Source organism: Micrococcus sp. 2A (assembly GCF_039519235.1).
Classification (GTDB): Bacteria; Actinomycetota; Actinomycetes; order Actinomycetales; family Micrococcaceae; genus Micrococcus.
This window is the reverse complement of sequence record NZ_CP154351.1, coordinates 1,480,871-1,498,848: the sequence shown is the minus strand read 5'-3', so window position 1 is coordinate 1,498,848 and position 17,978 is coordinate 1,480,871. Positions and strand designations below refer to the sequence as shown.

At 74.0% G+C, this 17,978-nt stretch carries 11 protein-coding genes; 4 read left to right on the top strand and 7 right to left on the bottom strand.

Features of this window, described 5'->3' with window-relative positions; genetic code table 11:
* Nucleotides 1-77: 77 nt before the first annotated feature.
* Complete coding sequence (gene lpdA / locus AAG742_RS06895; RefSeq protein ID WP_298711224.1) at nucleotides 78-1,457, bottom strand: dihydrolipoyl dehydrogenase; 1,380 nt, start codon at nucleotides 1,455-1,457, stop codon at nucleotides 78-80.
* A gap of 117 nt (nucleotides 1,458-1,574) precedes the next feature.
* Complete coding sequence (locus AAG742_RS06890; protein ID WP_298711219.1) at nucleotides 1,575-3,110, bottom strand: leucyl aminopeptidase; 1,536 nt, start codon at nucleotides 3,108-3,110, stop codon at nucleotides 1,575-1,577.
* Between the two features lie 242 nt (nucleotides 3,111-3,352).
* On the opposite strand from AAG742_RS06890, the gene AAG742_RS06885 reads away from it, so the two are divergent.
* The 3 genes from AAG742_RS06885 to AAG742_RS06875 all read left to right on the top strand — a co-directional run bounded on the left by AAG742_RS06885 (nucleotide 3,353) and on the right by AAG742_RS06875 (nucleotide 7,317).
* Complete coding sequence (locus AAG742_RS06885) at nucleotides 3,353-4,342, top strand: PAC2 family protein (RefSeq protein ID WP_298711216.1); 990 nt, start codon at nucleotides 3,353-3,355, stop codon at nucleotides 4,340-4,342.
* Between the two features lie 37 nt (nucleotides 4,343-4,379).
* The gene (locus AAG742_RS06880; RefSeq protein WP_298711213.1) at nucleotides 4,380-5,444 is read left to right on the top strand and encodes a DUF4192 family protein; all 1,065 of its coding nucleotides are present in this window, start codon (nucleotides 4,380-4,382) and stop codon (nucleotides 5,442-5,444) included.
* 208 nt (nucleotides 5,445-5,652) lie between these two features.
* Nucleotides 5,653-7,317 carry an RNA polymerase sigma factor gene (locus AAG742_RS06875; protein WP_298711210.1) on the top strand — a complete coding sequence of 555 codons (1,665 nt, stop codon included), beginning with the start codon at nucleotides 5,653-5,655 and terminating at the stop codon, nucleotides 7,315-7,317.
* Nucleotides 7,318-7,435: 118 nt separating this feature from the next.
* Here the strand turns inward: AAG742_RS06875 and AAG742_RS06870 are convergent, their stop codons facing one another.
* The gene (locus tag AAG742_RS06870; RefSeq protein ID WP_248115663.1) at nucleotides 7,436-7,636 is read right to left on the bottom strand and encodes a hypothetical protein; all 201 of its coding nucleotides are present in this window, start codon (nucleotides 7,634-7,636) and stop codon (nucleotides 7,436-7,438) included.
* Nucleotides 7,637-7,917: 281 nt separating this feature from the next.
* On the opposite strand from AAG742_RS06870, the gene AAG742_RS06865 reads away from it, so the two are divergent.
* Nucleotides 7,918-10,014 (top strand): DNA topoisomerase IV subunit B, encoded by a 2,097-nt coding sequence (locus AAG742_RS06865; RefSeq protein WP_248115662.1) that lies wholly within the window; start codon nucleotides 7,918-7,920, stop codon nucleotides 10,012-10,014.
* A 208-nt stretch (nucleotides 10,015-10,222) separates the two neighbouring features.
* Here the strand turns inward: AAG742_RS06865 and AAG742_RS06860 are convergent, their stop codons facing one another.
* The 4 genes from AAG742_RS06860 to AAG742_RS06845 form a co-directional block, all read right to left on the bottom strand.
* Complete coding sequence (locus tag AAG742_RS06860; protein ID WP_298711208.1) at nucleotides 10,223-11,296, bottom strand: NAD-dependent epimerase/dehydratase family protein; 1,074 nt, start codon at nucleotides 11,294-11,296, stop codon at nucleotides 10,223-10,225.
* Nucleotides 11,293-14,181: an alpha/beta fold hydrolase gene (locus tag AAG742_RS06855; RefSeq protein WP_298711205.1), complete on the bottom strand. Its 2,889-nt coding sequence runs from the start codon at nucleotides 14,179-14,181 to the stop codon at nucleotides 11,293-11,295. The genes AAG742_RS06860 and AAG742_RS06855 overlap by 4 nt, the downstream gene beginning before the upstream one ends.
* Before the next feature lie 15 nt (nucleotides 14,182-14,196).
* Entirely contained in the window at nucleotides 14,197-15,228 is a 1,032-nt protein-coding gene (locus AAG742_RS06850; RefSeq protein ID WP_248115659.1) for a 3-oxoacyl-ACP synthase III, read from the bottom strand.
* Nucleotides 15,229-15,346: 118 nt separating this feature from the next.
* On the bottom strand, nucleotides 15,347-17,947 hold the full coding sequence (locus tag AAG742_RS06845; protein ID WP_298711203.1) for a DNA topoisomerase (ATP-hydrolyzing): 2,601 nt from the start codon (nucleotides 17,945-17,947) through the stop codon (nucleotides 15,347-15,349).
* Nucleotides 17,948-17,978 lie beyond the last annotated feature (31 nt).

Sequence of the window (17,978 nt, the reverse complement as noted above, 5' to 3'; positions counted from 1 at the left end):
CGGCTGCGGATCGCCGCTGCGCCGGGGTGGGTGGGTGGGACCGTCGGACGGCCCCGTCAAGGGTCTGGCTCGGTCGGTCAGCCGTGCAGCGGGTGGCCGAACAGGGCCATCGCGGCCTCGCCGAGCGACTCGTTCTGCGTCGGGTGGGCGTGCACGAACTGGGCGACATCCTCCGGGTAGGCCTCCCAGTTCACGATGAGCTGCGCCTCGCCGATCTGCTCGCTGATGCGCTTGCCCACGCCGTGGACGCCGACGATGGGGCCGTTCTTCTGGCGCACCAGCTTGATGATGCCGCCGGTGCCGAGGATGGAGGACTTGCCGTTGCCGGCCAGGTTGTACTCCGCGACCTCGACGTTGTCCTTGCCGAACTTCTCCTCGGCCTTGGGCTGGGAGTAGCCCACGGACATGATCTCGGGATCGGTGAAGGTGACCTTCGGGACGTTGATGTCCTCGACGACCATCGGGGTGTTGCCCGCGATCTCCTCGGCGACGAAGATGCCCTGCTGGTAGCCGCGATGCGCGAGCTGCAGGCCGGGCACGATGTCGCCGACGGCGTAGATGTTGCCCACGCCGGTGTGGAGGCGCTCGTTCGTGATGACGAAGCCGCGGTCCAGGGTGATGCCCTGCTCCTCGAAGCCGAGGCCTTCGGTGTTCGGGCCGCGGCCCACGGCGACGAGGCACACCTCGGCCTCGAACTCCTTGCCGTCGGCCAGGGTCACCTTGACGCCGGACTCGGTCTCCTCGACCTTGTCGAAGAAGGTGCCGAGGCTGCTCTTGATGCCGCGCTTCTTGAACTCGCGCTCCACGATCTTGATGATCGCGGGGTCCTCGTTGGCCACGAGGTTCTTCAGGCCCTCGATGATGGTGACCTCCACGCCGAACGAGTTCCACAGGGAGGCGAACTCGGACCCGATGACGCCGCCGCCGAGCACGATGGCGGACTTGGGGGTGTAGTCCAGCTCCAGGGCCTCGGTGGAGGTCATGATCTTCTTGGAGATCGGCAGGCCCATCGTCTTCGAGACGGACCCGGAGGCCAGCACGATGTTCTTGGCCTTGTAGCGGGTGCCGTCGACCTCGATCTCGTCCTGGGAGACGAGCTTGCCCTCACCCTCGATGACCTGGACCTTGCGCATCTTCATGAGGCCGGTGAGGCCCTTGTGCTTGCCGGCGACGATGCCGTCCTTGTAGTCGCGCACCTTCGCCATGTCCACGGACTCGAGCGTGGCGTTGACGCCGAACTTCTCGGCGTGGCGGGTCTCGTCGGCCACCTCGGCGGCGTGGAGGTAGGCCTTCGTGGGGATGCAGCCCCAGTGGAGGCAGGTGCCGCCGAGCTTGGCCTTCTCGACCAGGCCGACGGTCATGCCGTACTGGACGGCCCGGAGGGCTGCCGCGTACCCGGCGGAGCCACCGCCGAGGACGAGGACGTCGAATTCCTGAGCGGTTGCCGAATCGGCCACTTGTCATGCTCCTTGTGCTGGGAGTGGGTGGAGCAGGGGATCCCTGCTGGTCACCGCCTCCCCGCCGGCCCGGCACAGAGCCGGGACCGGGACGGGGGACGGACGTCGGAGCCCACCTTACCCGGCGCGTCCTGCGATGAGACCAACCAGGGTGCGCACCATCACGCCGGTCGCGTCGCGGGGGGTGTAGCCGTGGGCAGCGGCGTCGTTGAAGGAGGGTCCGGCGATGTCGAGGTGGGCCCACGGGGTCGGGCTCTCGGCGCGCTCGGCGGCGTCGCGGCCGGCGTCGACGAACTCGCGCAGGAAGGCGGCGGCGGTCATCATCCCGCCGAACTTGTCGCCCATGTTCGAGAGGTCCGCCACGCGCGAGTCCAGCGAGGCGCGCTGGTTCTCCGGGATGGGCATGGCCCACGCCAGCTCGCCCACGCGGTCGGCCGCCGCCGCGACCTCCGCGCGCAGGGCCTCGTCCCCCATCACGCCGGTGTAGCGCGTGCCGAGGGCGACGAGCTGGGCGCCGGTCAGGGTGGCGATGTCCAGCACGGCGTCGGGGCGCTCGTCCGTGGCGGCGACGAGCGCGTCGGCCATCACGACGCGTCCCTCGGCGTCCGTGTTCATGATCTCCACGGTCTTGCCGCCGTACATGGTCACGACGTCGGAGGGGCGGATGGCGGTGTCCGAGGGCATGTTCTCCGCGAGGGCCAGCCAGCCCGTGACCTTCACGGGCAGCTGGAGGGCGGCCGCGGCGCGGACGACGGCGAACACGGTGGCGGCGCCGGCCATGTCCGACTTCATGGTCATCATGGAGGCGGCCGGCTTGAGGGAGATGCCGCCGGTGTCGAAGGTGATGCCCTTGCCCACGAGGGCGATGTGGGCGGCGACGCCCTCCGGGGCGTGCTCGAGGCGCACGAGGCGTGGCGGACGGGAGGAGCCCTGGCCGATCGCCAGGATGCCGCCGAAGCCCTCGGCGGCCAGCCGCCCCTCGTCCCACACGGTGACGTCCACGGACGTCCCGGCCAGGTCCTGCTCCACCGCGTCCGCGAAGGTGGAGGGGTAGAGGTGTGAGGGGGCCGTGTTCACGAGGTCGCGCACGGCGCACACGGCGTCGCCCACGACGGCGGCGCGGCGCAGGGCGGGGCCGGCGACGTCCTCGCCCAGGTCGGTGACGACCTCGAGGGACCGCACCGGGCGGGAGCGGCGGGACTCCTCGCGGACGGTCTCGGACTTCAGGGCCGTGAACGCGTAGGCGCCCATGGCGGCGCCCTCCGCGACGGCGGCGAGGCGCTCCGCGGAGTCGGAGGGCAGGGCGAGGGCCACGGCGTCGGTGCCGGCCAGGGAGCGCACGGCGGCGCCGGCCGCGCGGCGCAGCGCCTCGGAGCTCACGCCGCCCTCCTCGTCCAGCGGGCCCACGCCCACGAGCACGAGCAGGGGCACGGGGGAGCTGCCGACGCCGGGGAGGCGGTGGACCTCGTCCGCGCCGCCGCGCACGCCCAACAGCTCGAGCGAGGCCTCGAGCGCGGTGGCCGCCTCGGCCGGCAGGGCATCCGTGAGCAGCAGCGGCCCGTCCGGTCCGGAACCCACCCCCACCACCAGGGCGGACGCGGTCACGTCCTCGAGGGTGCGGGCGGTCAGGGACGGGCGGTCCTGTGTGATCACGGTGGTGCCTCTTTCTCTTCTCGGCGGGGACTGCGGGACGGGTGGGCCGGCGACACCCGTGTGACGCGGCCCTCATCGGCCATCCTAGTCACGGCCCCGGCGGCCCCCTGGCCCCGCCGCGGTGGAATAGGGGAGGCCGTCGGGGAGGTTGACCCTGGCGGAGGCGGGGCCCGGGACCACGGGCGTCCGCCGCAGACCATCAGCAGGACGAGATCGAGCAGGACGAACCGGGAGGGCGCGCGGTGCAGGATCCCACGCAGCTGTACACACGTCACGACGGCGGGCCTGAGGGCGCCGCAGACCTGGCCGTCCCCCCGGGGCTGGGCATGCTGGTCGTGCTCACGGGCCACATGGACGCGGGTCGGGTTGCCCTCCAGGTGCGCTCGGCGCTGCGCGAGCACCTCACGCACCGGCTCGTCGCCGACTTCGACCTGGACCAGATGTTCGACTACCGGGCCCGCCGCCCGCGGCTGCGGTTCGAGCGGGACCGATACAGAGACCTGCGCATGCCCTCGCTGCGGGTCGAGGTGGTGGAGGACCTGATCGGCCACCCGTTCCTGCTGGTGGCCGGCCCCGAGCCGGACTTCCAGTGGGAGCGCTTCACCGCTGCGCTGCTCGGGCTCGCCGAGGAGTGGCAGGTGGACTCCCTCACCTTCCTCGACGCCGCCCCCATGCCGGTCCCGCACACCCGCCGTCTCGGGGTGACCACCCACGGCTCCCGCCAGGACGCCGTCGGCGGGCTCTCCACGTGGAGCCCTGAGGCGGACATCGTCTCCGGGGCGCTGCAGATGCTGGAGGTCCGCGCGCAGGAGGCCGGCATCCCCACGGCCGGGTACACCCTGCACGTGCCGCACTACCTCGGCGAGGCGGCCTTCCCCCAGGCGGCGGTGGCCGCACTCGAGTACGCGGGCGCCGCGCTGGGCCTCATGCTCCCCACGGACGAGCTGCGGGACGCCTCCCGGGAGATCGAGGCGGAGATCGAGCGGCAGGTGGCGGGCTCGGAGGAGGTCCGGTCCATGATCACGGGGCTCGAGAAGAACTTCGACCAGAACGCCGAGGACCAGGAGCGCTCCCTCCTGGAGACCGACGGGGGACTGCCCGACGGCGACGCGCTCGCCTCCGCCGTCGAGGCCTACCTCGCGGAGCGGGACGGGGCGGTGCACCCCTGGACGCGGACGGATCCTGCACAGGAGGACCGGCCCGGTCCGCCCTCCACCGATCCGACCGACTGACCCCCGGCGGCGGGGGCGCCCGACCCAGGATCGGGCCATGGACCCTTGCACCCCCACCCCCACCCCCACCCTCGCCCCCGGCACCCTCTCCGCCCGCGGGGTGGACGACCTCCTCGGCTACGTCGGTCACGCCCTCGGCACCCTTCCCCGGCAGAGCCTCGTCCTCGTGACCCTCGAGCACCGCCTCCTGCGCGCCGTCGTGCGGGTGGACCTGCCGGGGCATGCCGACGCGCAGGGGCGCTGGGCGCGCACGGTGGCCGGCGTCTGCCGGCGGGACGCCCGGGCGACCGCCGTCCTGGCCCTGGTGCTCGACGCCTCGGCCGAGCCCGGCGCGGCCGCCGCGCCTCCATGGTGGCCGGCCCTCGAGGACGCCCTGTGCCGTGCGGACATCCCGGTGGCCGAGGCGTGGTGCAGCGCGGGTGAGCGGGCCTGGCCGTGGCCTCCCGGGCGGGGCACGGCGTCGCAGGCGCGCGCGGTCAGCCCTGAGTCCAGCGTCCTCTCCCTTCACCTGCTCGCCCAGGGTTCCGTGTGGGGCCTGCGGGACCGCGACGTCCTCGTGCCGCCGCCGCGACGGGCGGCGCCCGCCGACGCTCGGCGGTGGCCGGCGCCGGACCCACAGGACGCCGCCGGCCGGGCCGCCTGGCAGGACGCGTGGCGCACCGTGCTGCGCGGCGGGTGCGCGCAGGACCACGAGCTCCTCGCCGGGCCGCTCGTCCTCCCTGCCTGGCGCGACGCCCTCGTGGTCCTGGCGGCGTGCGGCCCGGACGCCGCCGCGGCCGACGGCGCCGCGCGGGAGCCGATCCTCACGGCCTCGACGCCGGAGCCGCCGGACTGGCGCTCCCTCGACCGCCTGTGGGAGGCGTGCCGGGGCATCGCGAGCACCGCCCCGGCACGCCACGCGGCCCAGGCGCTCGCGGTGGCGGCATGGGTCTCCTGGGCACGGGGCCACGGCTCCGCGGCGAGCGCGCACCTGGAGGCCGCCGAGGCGCTGGACCCGAGGGACCGCTTCGGCTCGGTGCTGCGGGCCGTCACGGGAGCGGGCCTGGTCGCGGGGTGGGCGACGTCCCCGGAGACCGCATGGCGGGCCGGTCCGCGGCGGTGACGCCCCGCGGGGCGTGGCCGGGGTGGGGGCCTGCCGCACCGTGCGACAATGGATCGGTTCAGCGCCGGTCGAGCCGCGCGGTCCGCCTCGGTGCGATCCGCGTGGAATAGACCCGGCCGCCTCGGTGTTGAGCACTCCAGGACCCTGCAGTCTGCGGGCCCGGGCGACGTCGTCGCCCGCGGCCGGGACTTGACAGGGTCACGCGTATATGGACTGCAGGGGATCCGCGCGCAGGCGCGGACCGACGGAAAGGCCACGAGTGACCACTTCGACGACCAGCGGAGCGCAGGACGGCCCGGAGACGACCGGCACCGGTGCGGCCAAGAAGGCCGCCACCCGCACCCGGGCGAGCGGGACCGCCGCGAAGAAGACCACCGCCACGGCGAAGAAGACGGCCACGGCCCGAACGAGCACGGCAGCCACGAAGGCCGCCGCGACGAAGACGACCGCGGCCAAGACGACCGCGGCGAAGTCCGCTGCCGGCACGAAGTCGGCGGCAGGCGCGAAGTCCGCGACCGGCACCGCCAAGAGCACCGCCGCCAAGAAGTCGACGACCCGGTCCACCGCGGCGAAGACCGCCGGTGCGTCCAAGGCCACGGCCCCCACGGCGGCTGCGAAGGCCGCCTCCACGAAGGCGACGGCCGCCAAGGCCGCCGCCGCGAAGGCCGCCGACGCGGACGCCGAGGCGGAGACGGACGAGGCGGCCGTCGACGCCCGCGAGGAGACCGCCAAGGCCGACGCGGTGGGCCCGGAGGACGAGGCGCTGGCCGCCAAGGGCGACACCACCGCCGACGAGGACTCGGACGATGAGGACGCCGACGGCTCGGACGCGAACCAGGCGCCGGCCATGGCCCCCGAGTCCGTCACCGGCACCAAGGCGAGCGGCCCCGCCGTCGTCCGGGGCGCCTTCGTGGTGGACAACTCCGAGGACGACGCCCCGGTGCAGCAGGTCGTCGTGGCCGGCGCCACCGCCGACCCGGTGAAGGACTACCTGAAGCAGATCGGCAAGGTGGCCCTGCTGAACGCCGAGCAGGAGGTGGACCTCGCCATGCGCATCGAGGCCGGCCTGTACGCCGAGCACTGGCTCAAGGAGAACCCGGTGGACGACTACCGGGTGCGCCGCGACTACGAGCTGATCATCGCCGACGGCCGCCGCGCCAAGAACCACCTGCTCGAGGCGAACCTGCGCCTCGTCGTCTCGCTGGCCAAGCGCTACACCGGGCGCGGCATGCTCTTCCTGGACCTGATCCAGGAGGGCAACCTCGGCCTCATCCGCGCCGTGGAGAAGTTCGACTACACCAAGGGCTTCAAGTTCTCCACGTACGCCACGTGGTGGATCCGCCAGGCCATCACCCGCGCCATGGCAGACCAGGCCCGCACCATCCGCATCCCCGTGCACATGGTGGAGGTCATCAACAAGCTGGCCCGCGTGCAGCGCCAGATGCTCCAGGACCTGGGCCGCGAGCCCACCCCGGAGGAGCTCGCCAAGGAGCTGGACATGACCCCGGAGAAGGTCGTGGAGGTCCAGAAGTACGGCCGCGAGCCCATCTCCCTGCACACCCCCCTCGGCGAGGACGGCGACTCCGAGTTCGGCGACCTCATCGAGGACTCCGAGGCCGTCGTGCCCGCGGACGCCGTCTCCTTCACCCTGCTCCAGGAACAGCTGCACTCCGTGCTGGACACGCTCTCCGAGCGTGAGGCCGGCGTGGTCGCCATGCGCTTCGGCCTCACCGACGGCCAGCCCAAGACCCTGGACGAGATCGGCAAGGTCTACGGCGTGACGCGCGAGCGCATCCGCCAGATCGAGTCCAAGACCATGTCGAAGCTGCGCCACCCGTCCCGCTCGCAGGTGCTGCGGGACTACCTGGACTGATCGCGGGGAGGGCGGGTCCGACGCGGCCCGTCCCCCTACGCGGCGGAGGGCCGGGACACCGTCATGGTGCCCCGGCCCTCTGCCGTTCGGTTCGGCTGCAGCGCAGCCGGGGGTCGGCTCAGCTCAGGCTGGACGTCTCGTCCTGCCACACGGCGGTCTTCGGGCGCAGGGCGGCCTCCACGTCACGTGCGTGGTGAGCGCAGAAGAGCAGCTCGCCGCCGGCCTCGAGCACAGCGCGGACGTAGGCCTGGGCGCCGCAGCGGTCGCAGCGGTCGGCACGGGTGAGGGCGGCCGGCTCGGCCAGGGCGGTGATGGACACGGTGTCCTCCTCGAGTTCGGGTCTGGGGGCTGACAGCCGGCGGATGCGCCGGCTGCCCCACTCGTCCGATGGAACAGCCAGGATGGCAGGGTTATTCGCGGCGCGGGGCGCGGACCCGCCCCGTTTCGCTGGGCGCGTATCGGCGACGTCGACGTCGGTCTCCGGACGCTGCGGGCCTCCCGTAGGGCGCCCTGCCGTGTCCGGCCCCCCGAGTAGGCTGGACGGGCCGTCGCCGCGCCGCCTCGGCCCCCGCGTCATCCCCGTCGAAAGGCCCGCCTCCCGTGCCAGCGTCCTCCGAGTACACCGCGCGCCACCTCTCCGTGCTGGAGGGGCTTGAGGCCGTGCGCAAGCGGCCAGGCATGTACATCGGCTCCACGGACTCCCGCGGCCTCATGCACTGCCTGTGGGAGATCATCGACAACTCGGTGGACGAGGCCCTCGGCGGCTTCGGCCAGTCGATCGACGTCACGCTGCATCCGGACGGCTCCGTGGAGGTGGAGGACTCAGGCCGCGGCATCCCCGTGGACGTCGAGCCCAGGACGGGCCTGACCGGCGTCGAGGTGGTGTTCACCAAGCTCCACGCGGGAGGCAAGTTCGGCGGCGGCTCCTACGCCGCCTCGGGCGGCCTGCACGGGGTGGGCGCCTCCGTGGTGAACGCCCTGTCCTCCCGTCTGGACGTGCAGGTGTTCCGCGGCGGGAAGGTCCACCAGATGTCCTTCCGCCGGGGCGAGCCCGGCCGGTTCGCGGACGCTTCGAGGCCCTCCCCGGAGGCCCCGTTCGAGCCGGCGAAGGACGCCTCGCCGCTGGACGTCGTCGGCAAGGCCAAGCGCGGCCGCACCGGCACGCGGGTCCGCTACTGGGCGGACGACCAGATCTTCATCAAGGACGCGAAGTTCTCGGCGGAGGACCTGCGCGCTCGGGCCCGGCAGACCGCCTACCTGATCCCCGGGCTCCGGATCACGGTGCGGGACCTGCGCCGCGCCGCGGGGGAGGAGGCCCCCGCGGAGGAGGTCTTCCAGTACGACGGCGGCATCTCGGAGTTCGTCGAGCACCTGACCCCCGCGTCCCCCGTCACCGACGTGTGGCGCATCCAGGGCTCGGGCACGTTCAAGGAGCGCGTGCCGGTGCTCGGCGAGGACGGCCGGACGGCGATGCAGGACGTCCAGCGCACGTGCGAGGTGGACCTCGCCCTGCGGTGGGACGTCGGCTACGAGACCGTGTTCCGCTCCTTCGTGAACATCATCGCCACGCCCAAGGGCGGCACCCACCAGTCCGGCTTCGAGGCCTCGCTGCTCAAGGTGCTCCGCGCCCAGGTGGAGGCCAACGCGCGCCGCCTGAAGGCCGGCACGGACAAGGTGGAGAAGGACGACGTGCTGGCGGGCATGACCGCCGTGCTCACCGTGCGCCTCGCCGAGCCGCAGTTCGAGGGGCAGACCAAGGAGATCCTCGGCACCTCGGCCGTGCGGCGCATCGTCGCACAGGTGGTGGAGAAGGAGCTCACCGCGCGCCTGGCGTCGTCGGCCCGGGCGCAGAAGCAGCAGACGGCGGTGCTGCTGGAGAAGGTCGTGGCGGAGATGAAGTCCCGCATCTCGGCGCGCACCCACAAGGAGAACCAACGGCGGAAGAACGCGCTGGAGACCTCCACCATGCCGGCCAAGCTCGCGGACTGCCGCAGCTCGGACGTCGCCTCCTCGGAGCTGTTCATCGTGGAGGGCGACTCCGCCCTCGGCACCGCCAAGCTCGCCCGGTCCTCCGACTTCCAGGCGCTGCTGCCCATCCGCGGCAAGATCCTCAACGTGCAGAAGGCCTCGGTCTCGGACATCCTCTCCAACGCCGAGTGCGCAGCCCTGATCCAGGTGGTGGGCGGCGGCGCCGGGCGCAGCTTCGACATCGACGCGGCGCGCTACGGCAAGGTCATCCTCATGACGGACGCGGACGTGGACGGTGCCCACATCCGCACCCTCCTGCTCACCCTCTTCTTCCGGTACATGCGTCCCATGGTGGAGGCGGGCCGCGTGTTCGCCGCCGTCCCGCCCCTGCACCGGATCGAGGCGGTCACCCGCGGGCAGAAGGAGCGCGAGGTCATCTACACCTACTCCGAGCAGGAGCTCCGCGAGGTCCTCGCCCGCCTGGAGAAGGAGGGGCGCTCCTACCGCGAGCCCATCCAGCGCTACAAGGGCCTCGGCGAGATGGACGCGGACCAGTTGGCGGAGACCACCATGGACCCCCGCCACCGCATGCTGCGCCGCGTGAACATCTCCGAGCTGGAGGCCGCCGAGCGCGTGTTCGACCTGCTCATGGGCTCCTCCGTCGCCCCTCGCAAGGAGTTCATCGTCTCCGGCGCGGACGACCTGGACCGCGCCCGCATCGACGCCTGAGCCCGGCACCTCCGGGGAGGAGTCGGGTTCCCCTCGATCGCCGCACAGGCCTGTGAGGGCCTGGACACATGAACGCGACGATGAGCGAGCGGTCCTGGCGGTGGCGCATCGGGGTGGCCTCGGCCACCACCACGCCCGAGCCGCAGCCGGTGCCCGACCCCGTCCCCCGGGGGAGTCCGGCCAGGTGAGCCGCCACGCCGGGGCGGGGTCAGTGCTCCCGGTAGTACTGCGCGAGCCGGTGGAGCCCCTCGTCGATGCTGACGGACGGCGTCCATTCGAGCACCTCGCGCGTGCGGCGCTGGTCGAACCAGTGGGCCGTGGAGAGCTGCTCGGCGAGGAACTCGGTGAGCGGCGGCTCGCCGTCGTCGGAGCCGAGGCCCGCCGAGCGCACGCCGAACAGGTTCCGCTCCCAGGCCTTCTCGATGAGCGCCCCCGCGCGGCGCGCGAGCCCCGCGGGCACCGTGCGCGCCGGCTCCGCCGCGCCACCGGCCAGGGCGATCCCGCGCACGAGCTCGCCCACGGGGCGCGGCTCCCCGTTGGTGACCACGAGCGCCTCGCCGTGGGTGTGGTCCGCGGCGCTCACGGCGGCCACCGTGGCCTCCACGGCGTTGCCGGTGTAGAGCGTGTCGATCAGCGGTGCCCCGGTGCCCAGCACCGGCATGCGGCCGGCGCGGGAGCGCTGGACGATCCGGTCCGTGAGCTGCCGGTCCCCGGGTCCCCACATGAGGTGCGGGCGCAGCACGAGGACGCGGAAGTCGTCACGGTCCGCGGCCAGGGCCAGCAGCTCGCCCTTGGCCTTGGTGCGCGCGTACGGGCCGCGAGCGTGCTCGGGGCTGGCGGGCCCGGCGCCCTCGCCCACGATGGAGGAGCCGGCGTGGGCCACGGACGGGGAGGAGACGTGGATGAACCGCCGCACGCCGTGCCGCCGGGCGGCCTCCAGCGTGATCCGCGTGCCCTCCACGTTCACGGCCTCGAACTCGCGCTCGGGGCCGGAGACGGACACCTTGGCGGCCACGTGGACCACGGTGTCCGCACCGGTCACGGCCTCCTCGACGGCGGCGGGATCGGTCACCGAGCCGCACACGTCCACGGCCCCCGGCACGCCCGAGGGGCGGCGCTGCAGGGTGGTCACCGCGTTGCCGGCCTCGGACAGCACGCGGGCCACCCCGGAGCCGAGCAGGCCGGACGCCCCGGTCACGAGCACGCGGCGCGACTCGAGACGCTCCATGAGCACGGGCATGCCCTGCGGGTCGATCTCGACGTCGTAGCCGAACCGGTTCACAGCGACCCCACCTTGCCGCCCGCCAGCACCCGCTCGGCCCAGCGCGCCACCCGGGGCCGGTCGATCTTGGAGTTGTGCCGGATGTCCGTGGGGATCTGATCCGCGACGAGGACCGCCGCCACGGGGAGCGGCTCGAGCGCGGAGCGCACGGCCGAGGCCACGGACGTGGGGGCGAGGCCCTGGTGGGGGCGGCCGTCCCGGTGGTGGCCGGCGCGGCGGGCGGGGCGCGTGGCGGGCACGGCGGCCTCCACCACCACGACGACGGCCTGCGTGCCCCGCGGGCCGACGCCCACCACGGCGGAGCGCTTCACGGGGCCGAGCGCGTCGACGACCTTCTCGGGGCCGCCCGGACCGATCGGCCCCTCGGGGAGCGTCAGCACGTGCTGCAGGCGCCCCTCGATCCACAGGCGGCCCTCGGCGTCGAAGTGCCCGATGTCCGCGGTGCGGTGCCACACGCGGCCGTCCTGGAACCAGAGCCCGTCCCGCTTGGACTGGTGGTCGGTGTACCAGAGCGCGTCATAGCGCTCCTTCAGGTGCGGCGCGGTGACCACGATCTCGCCGAGCACCCCGTGCCCGGTCTGCGCGTCGAGCACGACGTCGTCCGCGGTCCCGTCCTCGAGCAGGGGCGCGATGCCCAGCGTCACGGTGGGGACGGCGGTGCCCACGCACACGCCCTCGTCCGCAGCGCGGCGCAGGTCCTGCACGGTCTCCCCGTCCACGTCGGTGAGCAGCAGCCCCTCGGTCATGCCGTAGGGCGTGTGCACGCGGGCGTTGGGCAGAAGGGCGCCCACCTGGCGCAGGAGGTTCGGGTGCACGGGCGCGCCCGCGGAGAGCGCGAGCCGCACCTGCCCGAGCGCCCGCCGCTGCTCCCGGTTCAGCTTCCCCGCGGTCGCCACGATGTTCTCCAGCGCCGCGGGGGAGGCGAAGAGCACGGTGGACTGGCCGGCGATCGCCGCGTCCGCCAGCGCCGTCGCGGTCAGGGTGGCCGGCTTGGTGACGTCCATCTCCGGGGAGACGGAGGCGGCCCCGAGGGCGGGGCCCAGGAGGGCGAAGGGGGCGAAGGCCGCCAGCAGCGAGGATCCCGGGCGCACCTCCAGGGTGTCCCGGACCAGGGCGACCAGGCGGCCGAGCCGCTCGTGGGTGTAGACCACGCCCTTGGCTGGACCGGTGGAGCCGGAGGTGAAGAGGATGGCGGCGTCGGCGGACGTCTCCGGCTCCGGGAGCACGGCGCCGGCGGCGTCCCGGGCGTCCCCGGCCTCGGCGTCCCGATGGCGGTCGACCATCTCGTAGAGCGAGCCCTCCACTCCCAGCAGCGCCCGCTGGCCCGCGCCGAGCGGCGCGACGGAGAGGCGGGTGCCCGGCCAGGACTGTGCACGGGCGAGCGTGAGGCCCGGGGTCTTCCCGATCACCCAGCGCGGCCGCGCGGACTTCATGGCGCGGGTCATGCCGGAGATCCCCAGGCCCTGGTCCGCCACCACGGCGACCCCGCCGACGCGCAGCACGGCGTAGAGCGCGGCGGAGAGGTCGCGGCCGGGCGGGACGAGCATGGCCACGCGGTCGCCCGGCCGCATCCCCGCGGCCCACAGGCCGGAGGCGATCGCGGACACCATCTCCTGCAGCTCGCCCCAGCTCACGGCCACGGGGCGGCGCGAGCCGCCGAGGATCGAACGGCCGGTGTCGGCGCCGGCCATGTCCACGAGCGCGGTGTAGTCGCGGTACGCGGAGTCCGGAGCGCCCCAGTCGCGCAGGTGGTCCCACAGCAGGGCGACCCCCGGCTCGGGTCCGGCGAGGGCGGCGCGCGGGTCCGGTCCCGGCAGGCCGGAGGCCGGATCCTCCAGGAGCCCGGTGTGCAGCAGCTGCGCCCACGCGAGGATCGGGAGGGTGAGGTCCCGGTCGTCGACGAGCAGGTGGCCGGCCTCCTCGTAGCGGTGGACGCGGGCCTGCGGGAGGCGCTCGCGCAGGTCGTCGAGGTAGCGGTCCAGGAACACCGGGTCCTCGGCGCCCCACAGGATGAGGGCGGGCGTGCCCGCCGCGCCCAGGGCGCTGACGCCGTCGGACACCGCGGTCAGGGCGGCGTGGCTGGCGTGCTCCTCGTCCACGGGGATGTCGGCGACGAAGCCGCCGATGCCGCCGCGGCGGTTCGCGCCCTCGTAGGGCAGGTGGTACGCGGCGCGGACGTCGTCCGGCAGGGACGGGTTCGCGAGCGAGGTGGTGACGGCCAGGAAGGCGTCGGTGGTCACCGTGGAGCCGGGGAGCAGCGGGCCGGCCAGCGCGGCCTGCAGCGGGGCGGGGATCGCCGCCTCCGGCGGCTGGTGCACGGCGGTGTTCAGCGTGGCCACGCCCGAGACCACGTCCCGGTGGCGGCCCGCCCAGCCCAGCGAGACGACGCCGCCCCAGTCGTGGCCGAGCGTGATCAGCGGGTGGCCGGTGCGGGCCAGGTCCGTCAGGCCGAGGGCCTGCACGAGGGCGTCGAGGTCGTCGATCCGCGCGCCGAGCGTGCGGTACGTGCCGCCCGGGGCCCCGAGATCGTCGGGCCTGGGCAGCCGGGGATGGGCGAGGCGCTCGGAGAAGCCCATGTCCAGCTGGTCCGGGGCGACCACCCTCCAGGCCGGCTGGCCCTGACGTGCGCGGCGCACCGTGGCCTCCATCAGCGAGCGCCACAGGTAGGACCACGTGGGGTTGCCGTGCACGGCCACGACGGTGCCGGCGATCTCCACGCCGAGCGAGGCCAGGACGGGCCCGGTGTCCGCCACGTGCAGGGTGCGGACGGTGCCCTCGGGGTCGGCGGCGGAGCGGATCTCCACCAGGCGGGACCATGCGGCGTCCCATCCGGGGAGCCGGTCGGCGGGGGGCAGGACGGCGGGGGCGGAGGGGATCTGCGGCATGGGGGCTCCTTCAGCTCACCACTGGATCTCGAGCATGGCGGTGTTCAGGCCCGAGCCGACGCCCAGGCACAGGACATGGTCCCCGGCGGAGAGGCGCTCCTGCTCGCGCACCAGCGTGATGGGCAGCGAGGCCGGCCCCACGTTGCCCAGGGTGGGGAACGTGCGGGGGATGCGCTCGGGGTCGAGGCCGGCGGCCTCGGAGATGGCGTTCGTGTGCAGCTGGGAGACCTGGTGGGTGATGTAGCGGTCCATGTCCCGCCAGCCCCACTCCTGCGGCGTGTCGTTCCACGCGTCCATGACGAGCTCGAGGCCGTCGGTCAGCAGCGCCGTGGAGTCCGTGAACATGCCGTTGTGGTCGCCCACGCACAGGCCGTGGTGGTCCGTGCCGGCGCGGGTGACCCCGCGCAGGATGCGGTGCGCGTCCGGGTGGTCCTCGATGCTCCCCACGACGGCGGCGGCTGCTCCGCAGCCTAGGGTGAGGGAGGCGAACTGCTCCATGAAGTTGCCGCGATTGGTGGTCTGCGCGTGCAGGTTCCGCACGGTGGCCTCCTGCACCCTGCCGGAGTCCTCGCCGGCCACCACCACGGCGTAGTCGATCTGTCCGGCGTCCACGAGGGTGGAGGCGATCATCAGGCCGTTGACGAACCCGAGGCACGCGTTCGTGATGTCGAAGTTCGTGGCGGAGGTCGGCAGGCCCATGAGGTCGTGGATGCGCACGGCCACGGAGGGCTCGAGGGTGGCGCGCGTGACGGAGGTGTTGATCAGCAGGCCCACGCGCGAGGCGTCGACGCCCGCGGCCGAGAGCGCGGCGGTGCCGGCGTCCGCGGCGGCCTCCTGGAAGTCGCGCGTCTCGTCCCAGAAGCGGCGGGCCCGCACCCCGGCGACGCGCTGCAGCAGGGAGGCGGGCAGCTTCAGCCGGGCGAGCACGTCCTTCAGCTTCTCGTCGAGGTCATCCGAGGTCACCTCGAGGGGTGCCTCCACCTCGGTCACCGCCAGGAGGGCGGCGCGGGAGTATTCGAAGCTGGCGTTGCCGGACACGTGGGGCACCTGGACCGTTCTTGTTGGCGGTGGGGATCCGGCCCGTGGCTGGCACGGGCCGGGCTGTCACTCTAGCCGAGCCCCCCGGAGGCCCTGACGGGATCACGGCGTCCGGGGGGAGGGGTTCTCACTCAGCGGACACCGTCACGGCGTCGTCCTCGGGCGGCGCCGCGGCGACGAGCGTGGGGGAGGCCCCGGCGCCGAGCGCCTCGATCCGCTGGTCCACCGGCACGCCCGAGCCGTCCCGGCGCCCGAACTCCACGGGCAGCGAGCGGGCCACGCCGGCCCGGGAGGCCGCCAGGGCGGGGGCGGGGCCGACCCAGGCGAGCGCGAGCCCGGACTCCCCGCGCAGCAGGCGATGGGCCCGCACGCCCGCGGTGCCGCGGCCCTTGGCCGGGTACTCGGCCAGCGGCGTGACCTTCACGGAGCCCGGGGCCGAGCCCAGCAGGTCGCCCTCGCCGTCGGCCACGGTCACCACGACGGCGGCCCGCGCCGCGGCGGCGTCGCCCTCGCCCGCACCCTCGGCCACGGACGAGGCGGGGGCGACGCCGAAGCCGATCACCGCGTCCTCGTCGGCCACGCGCATGCCGGCCACGCCGCCCCCCGCCGGCCCCTGGGGCCGCACGGCCGAGGCCGGGTAGCGCAGCAGCTGCCCGGAGCGCGTGAGGAACACGAGGTGGTCCTCGTCGTCGGCGGCCGGCGCCGCGCCCACCACGGCGTCGGCGTCCTTGAGGGCGATCGCCTCCATCGCGTCCCGGTTCAGGGGCCACTCAGGGCGCACTCGCTTCACCACGCCGCGGGCGGTGCCGAGCGCGAGGACGGCGTCGAGCGGGACGAGGGCGACGAGGGACTCTCCACGCTCGAGGGGGATGAGCGTCTTCGCGTCCGCCGCGGCGGCCATGGCCGGCGCCTCCGAGGACTCGGGCGCGGCCGGGAGGTCCACCACCTGCAGCCGGTGCACGCGCCCCGCGGAGGTCAGCGCGCCCACCTCGCCGCGGGCCGTGGCCGGGACCACGGAGACGAAGGCGTCGTGCTTGCGGCGGCGGCCCTGCGCCGTGATCGGGGTGCGGTCCGCGGTGCGCAGCACCTTGCCCGCCGTGCTCAGGAGCACCCAGCAGGCGGTGTCCGGGACCATGAGGTCTGCTCCGGCCTGCGCGGCGCCGGCCGCCGAAGGCTCCCGGCGGGAGCCGGCCGGGGCGGCGAGCGTCTCGGCCGCCAGGAGCTGGGTGCGCCGCTCGTCCCCGAACTCGTCGGCGACGGCCTGCAGCTCGGAGGAGACCGCGTCCCGCAGCCGGGCCGCGGAGCCCAGGATGGCCTCGAGCTCGGCGATCGCGTCGGCCAGCTCGTCCCGCTCGGCCTCCAGCTCGATGCGGGAGAACCGGGTCAGCTGGCGCAGCCGCAGCTCGAGGATGTGCGTGGCCTGCGCCTCCGAGAGGTCGAAGACCTGCTCGAGGCGGGCGCGGGCCGAGGCCGTGTCGTCCGAGGTGCGGATGATCTGGATGACCTCGTCGATGTCCACCAGGGCCAGCAGCAGGCCCTCCACGAGGTGGAGGCGGTCCCGCCGTCGCCCCAGGCGGTGCGCCGTGCGCCGACGCACCACGTCCAGGCGGTGGTCCACATACACCTGCAGCAGCGGCTTCAGCCCCAGGGTCTGCGGCTGCCCCTCCACGAGGGCCACGTTGTTGATGCCGAAGGACTCCTCCAGCGGCGTGTGCTTGTAGAGGGCGGCGAGCACGGCCTGGGGGTTGAAGCCGGACTTCAGCTCGATCACCAGCTTCAGCCCGTTCTTGCGGTCGGTGAGGTCCACGACGTCGGCGATGCCCGCGAGCTTCTTGGCGTTGACGCCGTCCTTGATGCGCTCGATGACCTTCTCCGGGCCCACCCCGTACGGCAGCTCCGTGACCACGAGGCCCGTGCGGCGCGGGGAGACCTGCTCCACGGCGACGGCGGCCCGCATGCGGAACGAGCCGCGGCCCGTGGCGTAGGCGTCCCGCACGCCCTCGAGCCCCACGATCCGTCCGCCCGAGGGCAGGTCCGGGCCGGGGATGTGCGCCATGAGCGCGTCGAGGTCCGCGTCCGGGTGGGCCAGCAGGTGCCGGGCTCCGGCCACCACCTCGCGCAGGTTGTGCGGGGCCATGTTGGTGGCCATGCCCACGGCGATGCCGGCCGCGCCGTTGACCAGCAGGTTCGGGTAGGCCGCGGGCAGCACCGCGGGCTGCTGGAACTGGTTGTCGTAGTTGGGGACGAAGTCCACGGTGTCCTCGTCGAGGTCCGCGGTGAGCGCGAGCGCCGCCGGGGCCATGCGGGCCTCCGTGTAGCGCGGCGCCGCGGGGCCGTCGTCGAGGGAGCCGAAGTTGCCGTGCCCGTCCACCACGGGCAGGCGCAGGGAGAACGGCTGCGCCAGGCGAACCATCGCGTCGTAGATGGCGGTGTCGCCGTGGGGGTGGAGCTTGCCCATCACCTCGCCCACCACGCGCGCGGACTTCACGTGCCCCTTCTCCGGGCGCAGGCCCATCTGGGACATCATGAAGAGGATGCGCCGCTGCACCGGCTTGAGGCCGTCGCGGGCGTCGGGGAGCGCGCGCGAGTAGATCACGGAGTACGCGTACTCGAGGAACGAGCTCTCCATCTCCTGCGCCACGTCGACGTCGACGATGTTCTCCTGCTCCAGCGGGAGGGGACGCGCGGCGTCCGGGTCGGCGGGACGGGAGCGGGACGAACGGGCCATGGCGGTGGGGGGATCCTCACGGGGTCGGTGA

Bases quoted from the DNA above. Each gene is read 5' to 3' on its own strand.
- AAG742_RS06880 (WP_298711213.1), top strand. From the start codon at position 4,380: ATGGACCCTTGCACCCCCACCCCCACCCCCACCCTCGCCCCCGGCACC.
- AAG742_RS06875 (WP_298711210.1), top strand. From the start codon at position 5,653: ATGGACTGCAGGGGATCCGCGCGCAGGCGCGGACCGACGGAAAGGCCA.
- AAG742_RS06855 (WP_298711205.1), bottom strand. From the start codon at position 14,181: ATGCCGCAGATCCCCTCCGCCCCCGCCGTCCTGCCCCCCGCCGACCGG.
- AAG742_RS06845 (WP_298711203.1), bottom strand. From the start codon at position 17,947: ATGGCCCGTTCGTCCCGCTCCCGTCCCGCCGACCCGGACGCCGCGCGT.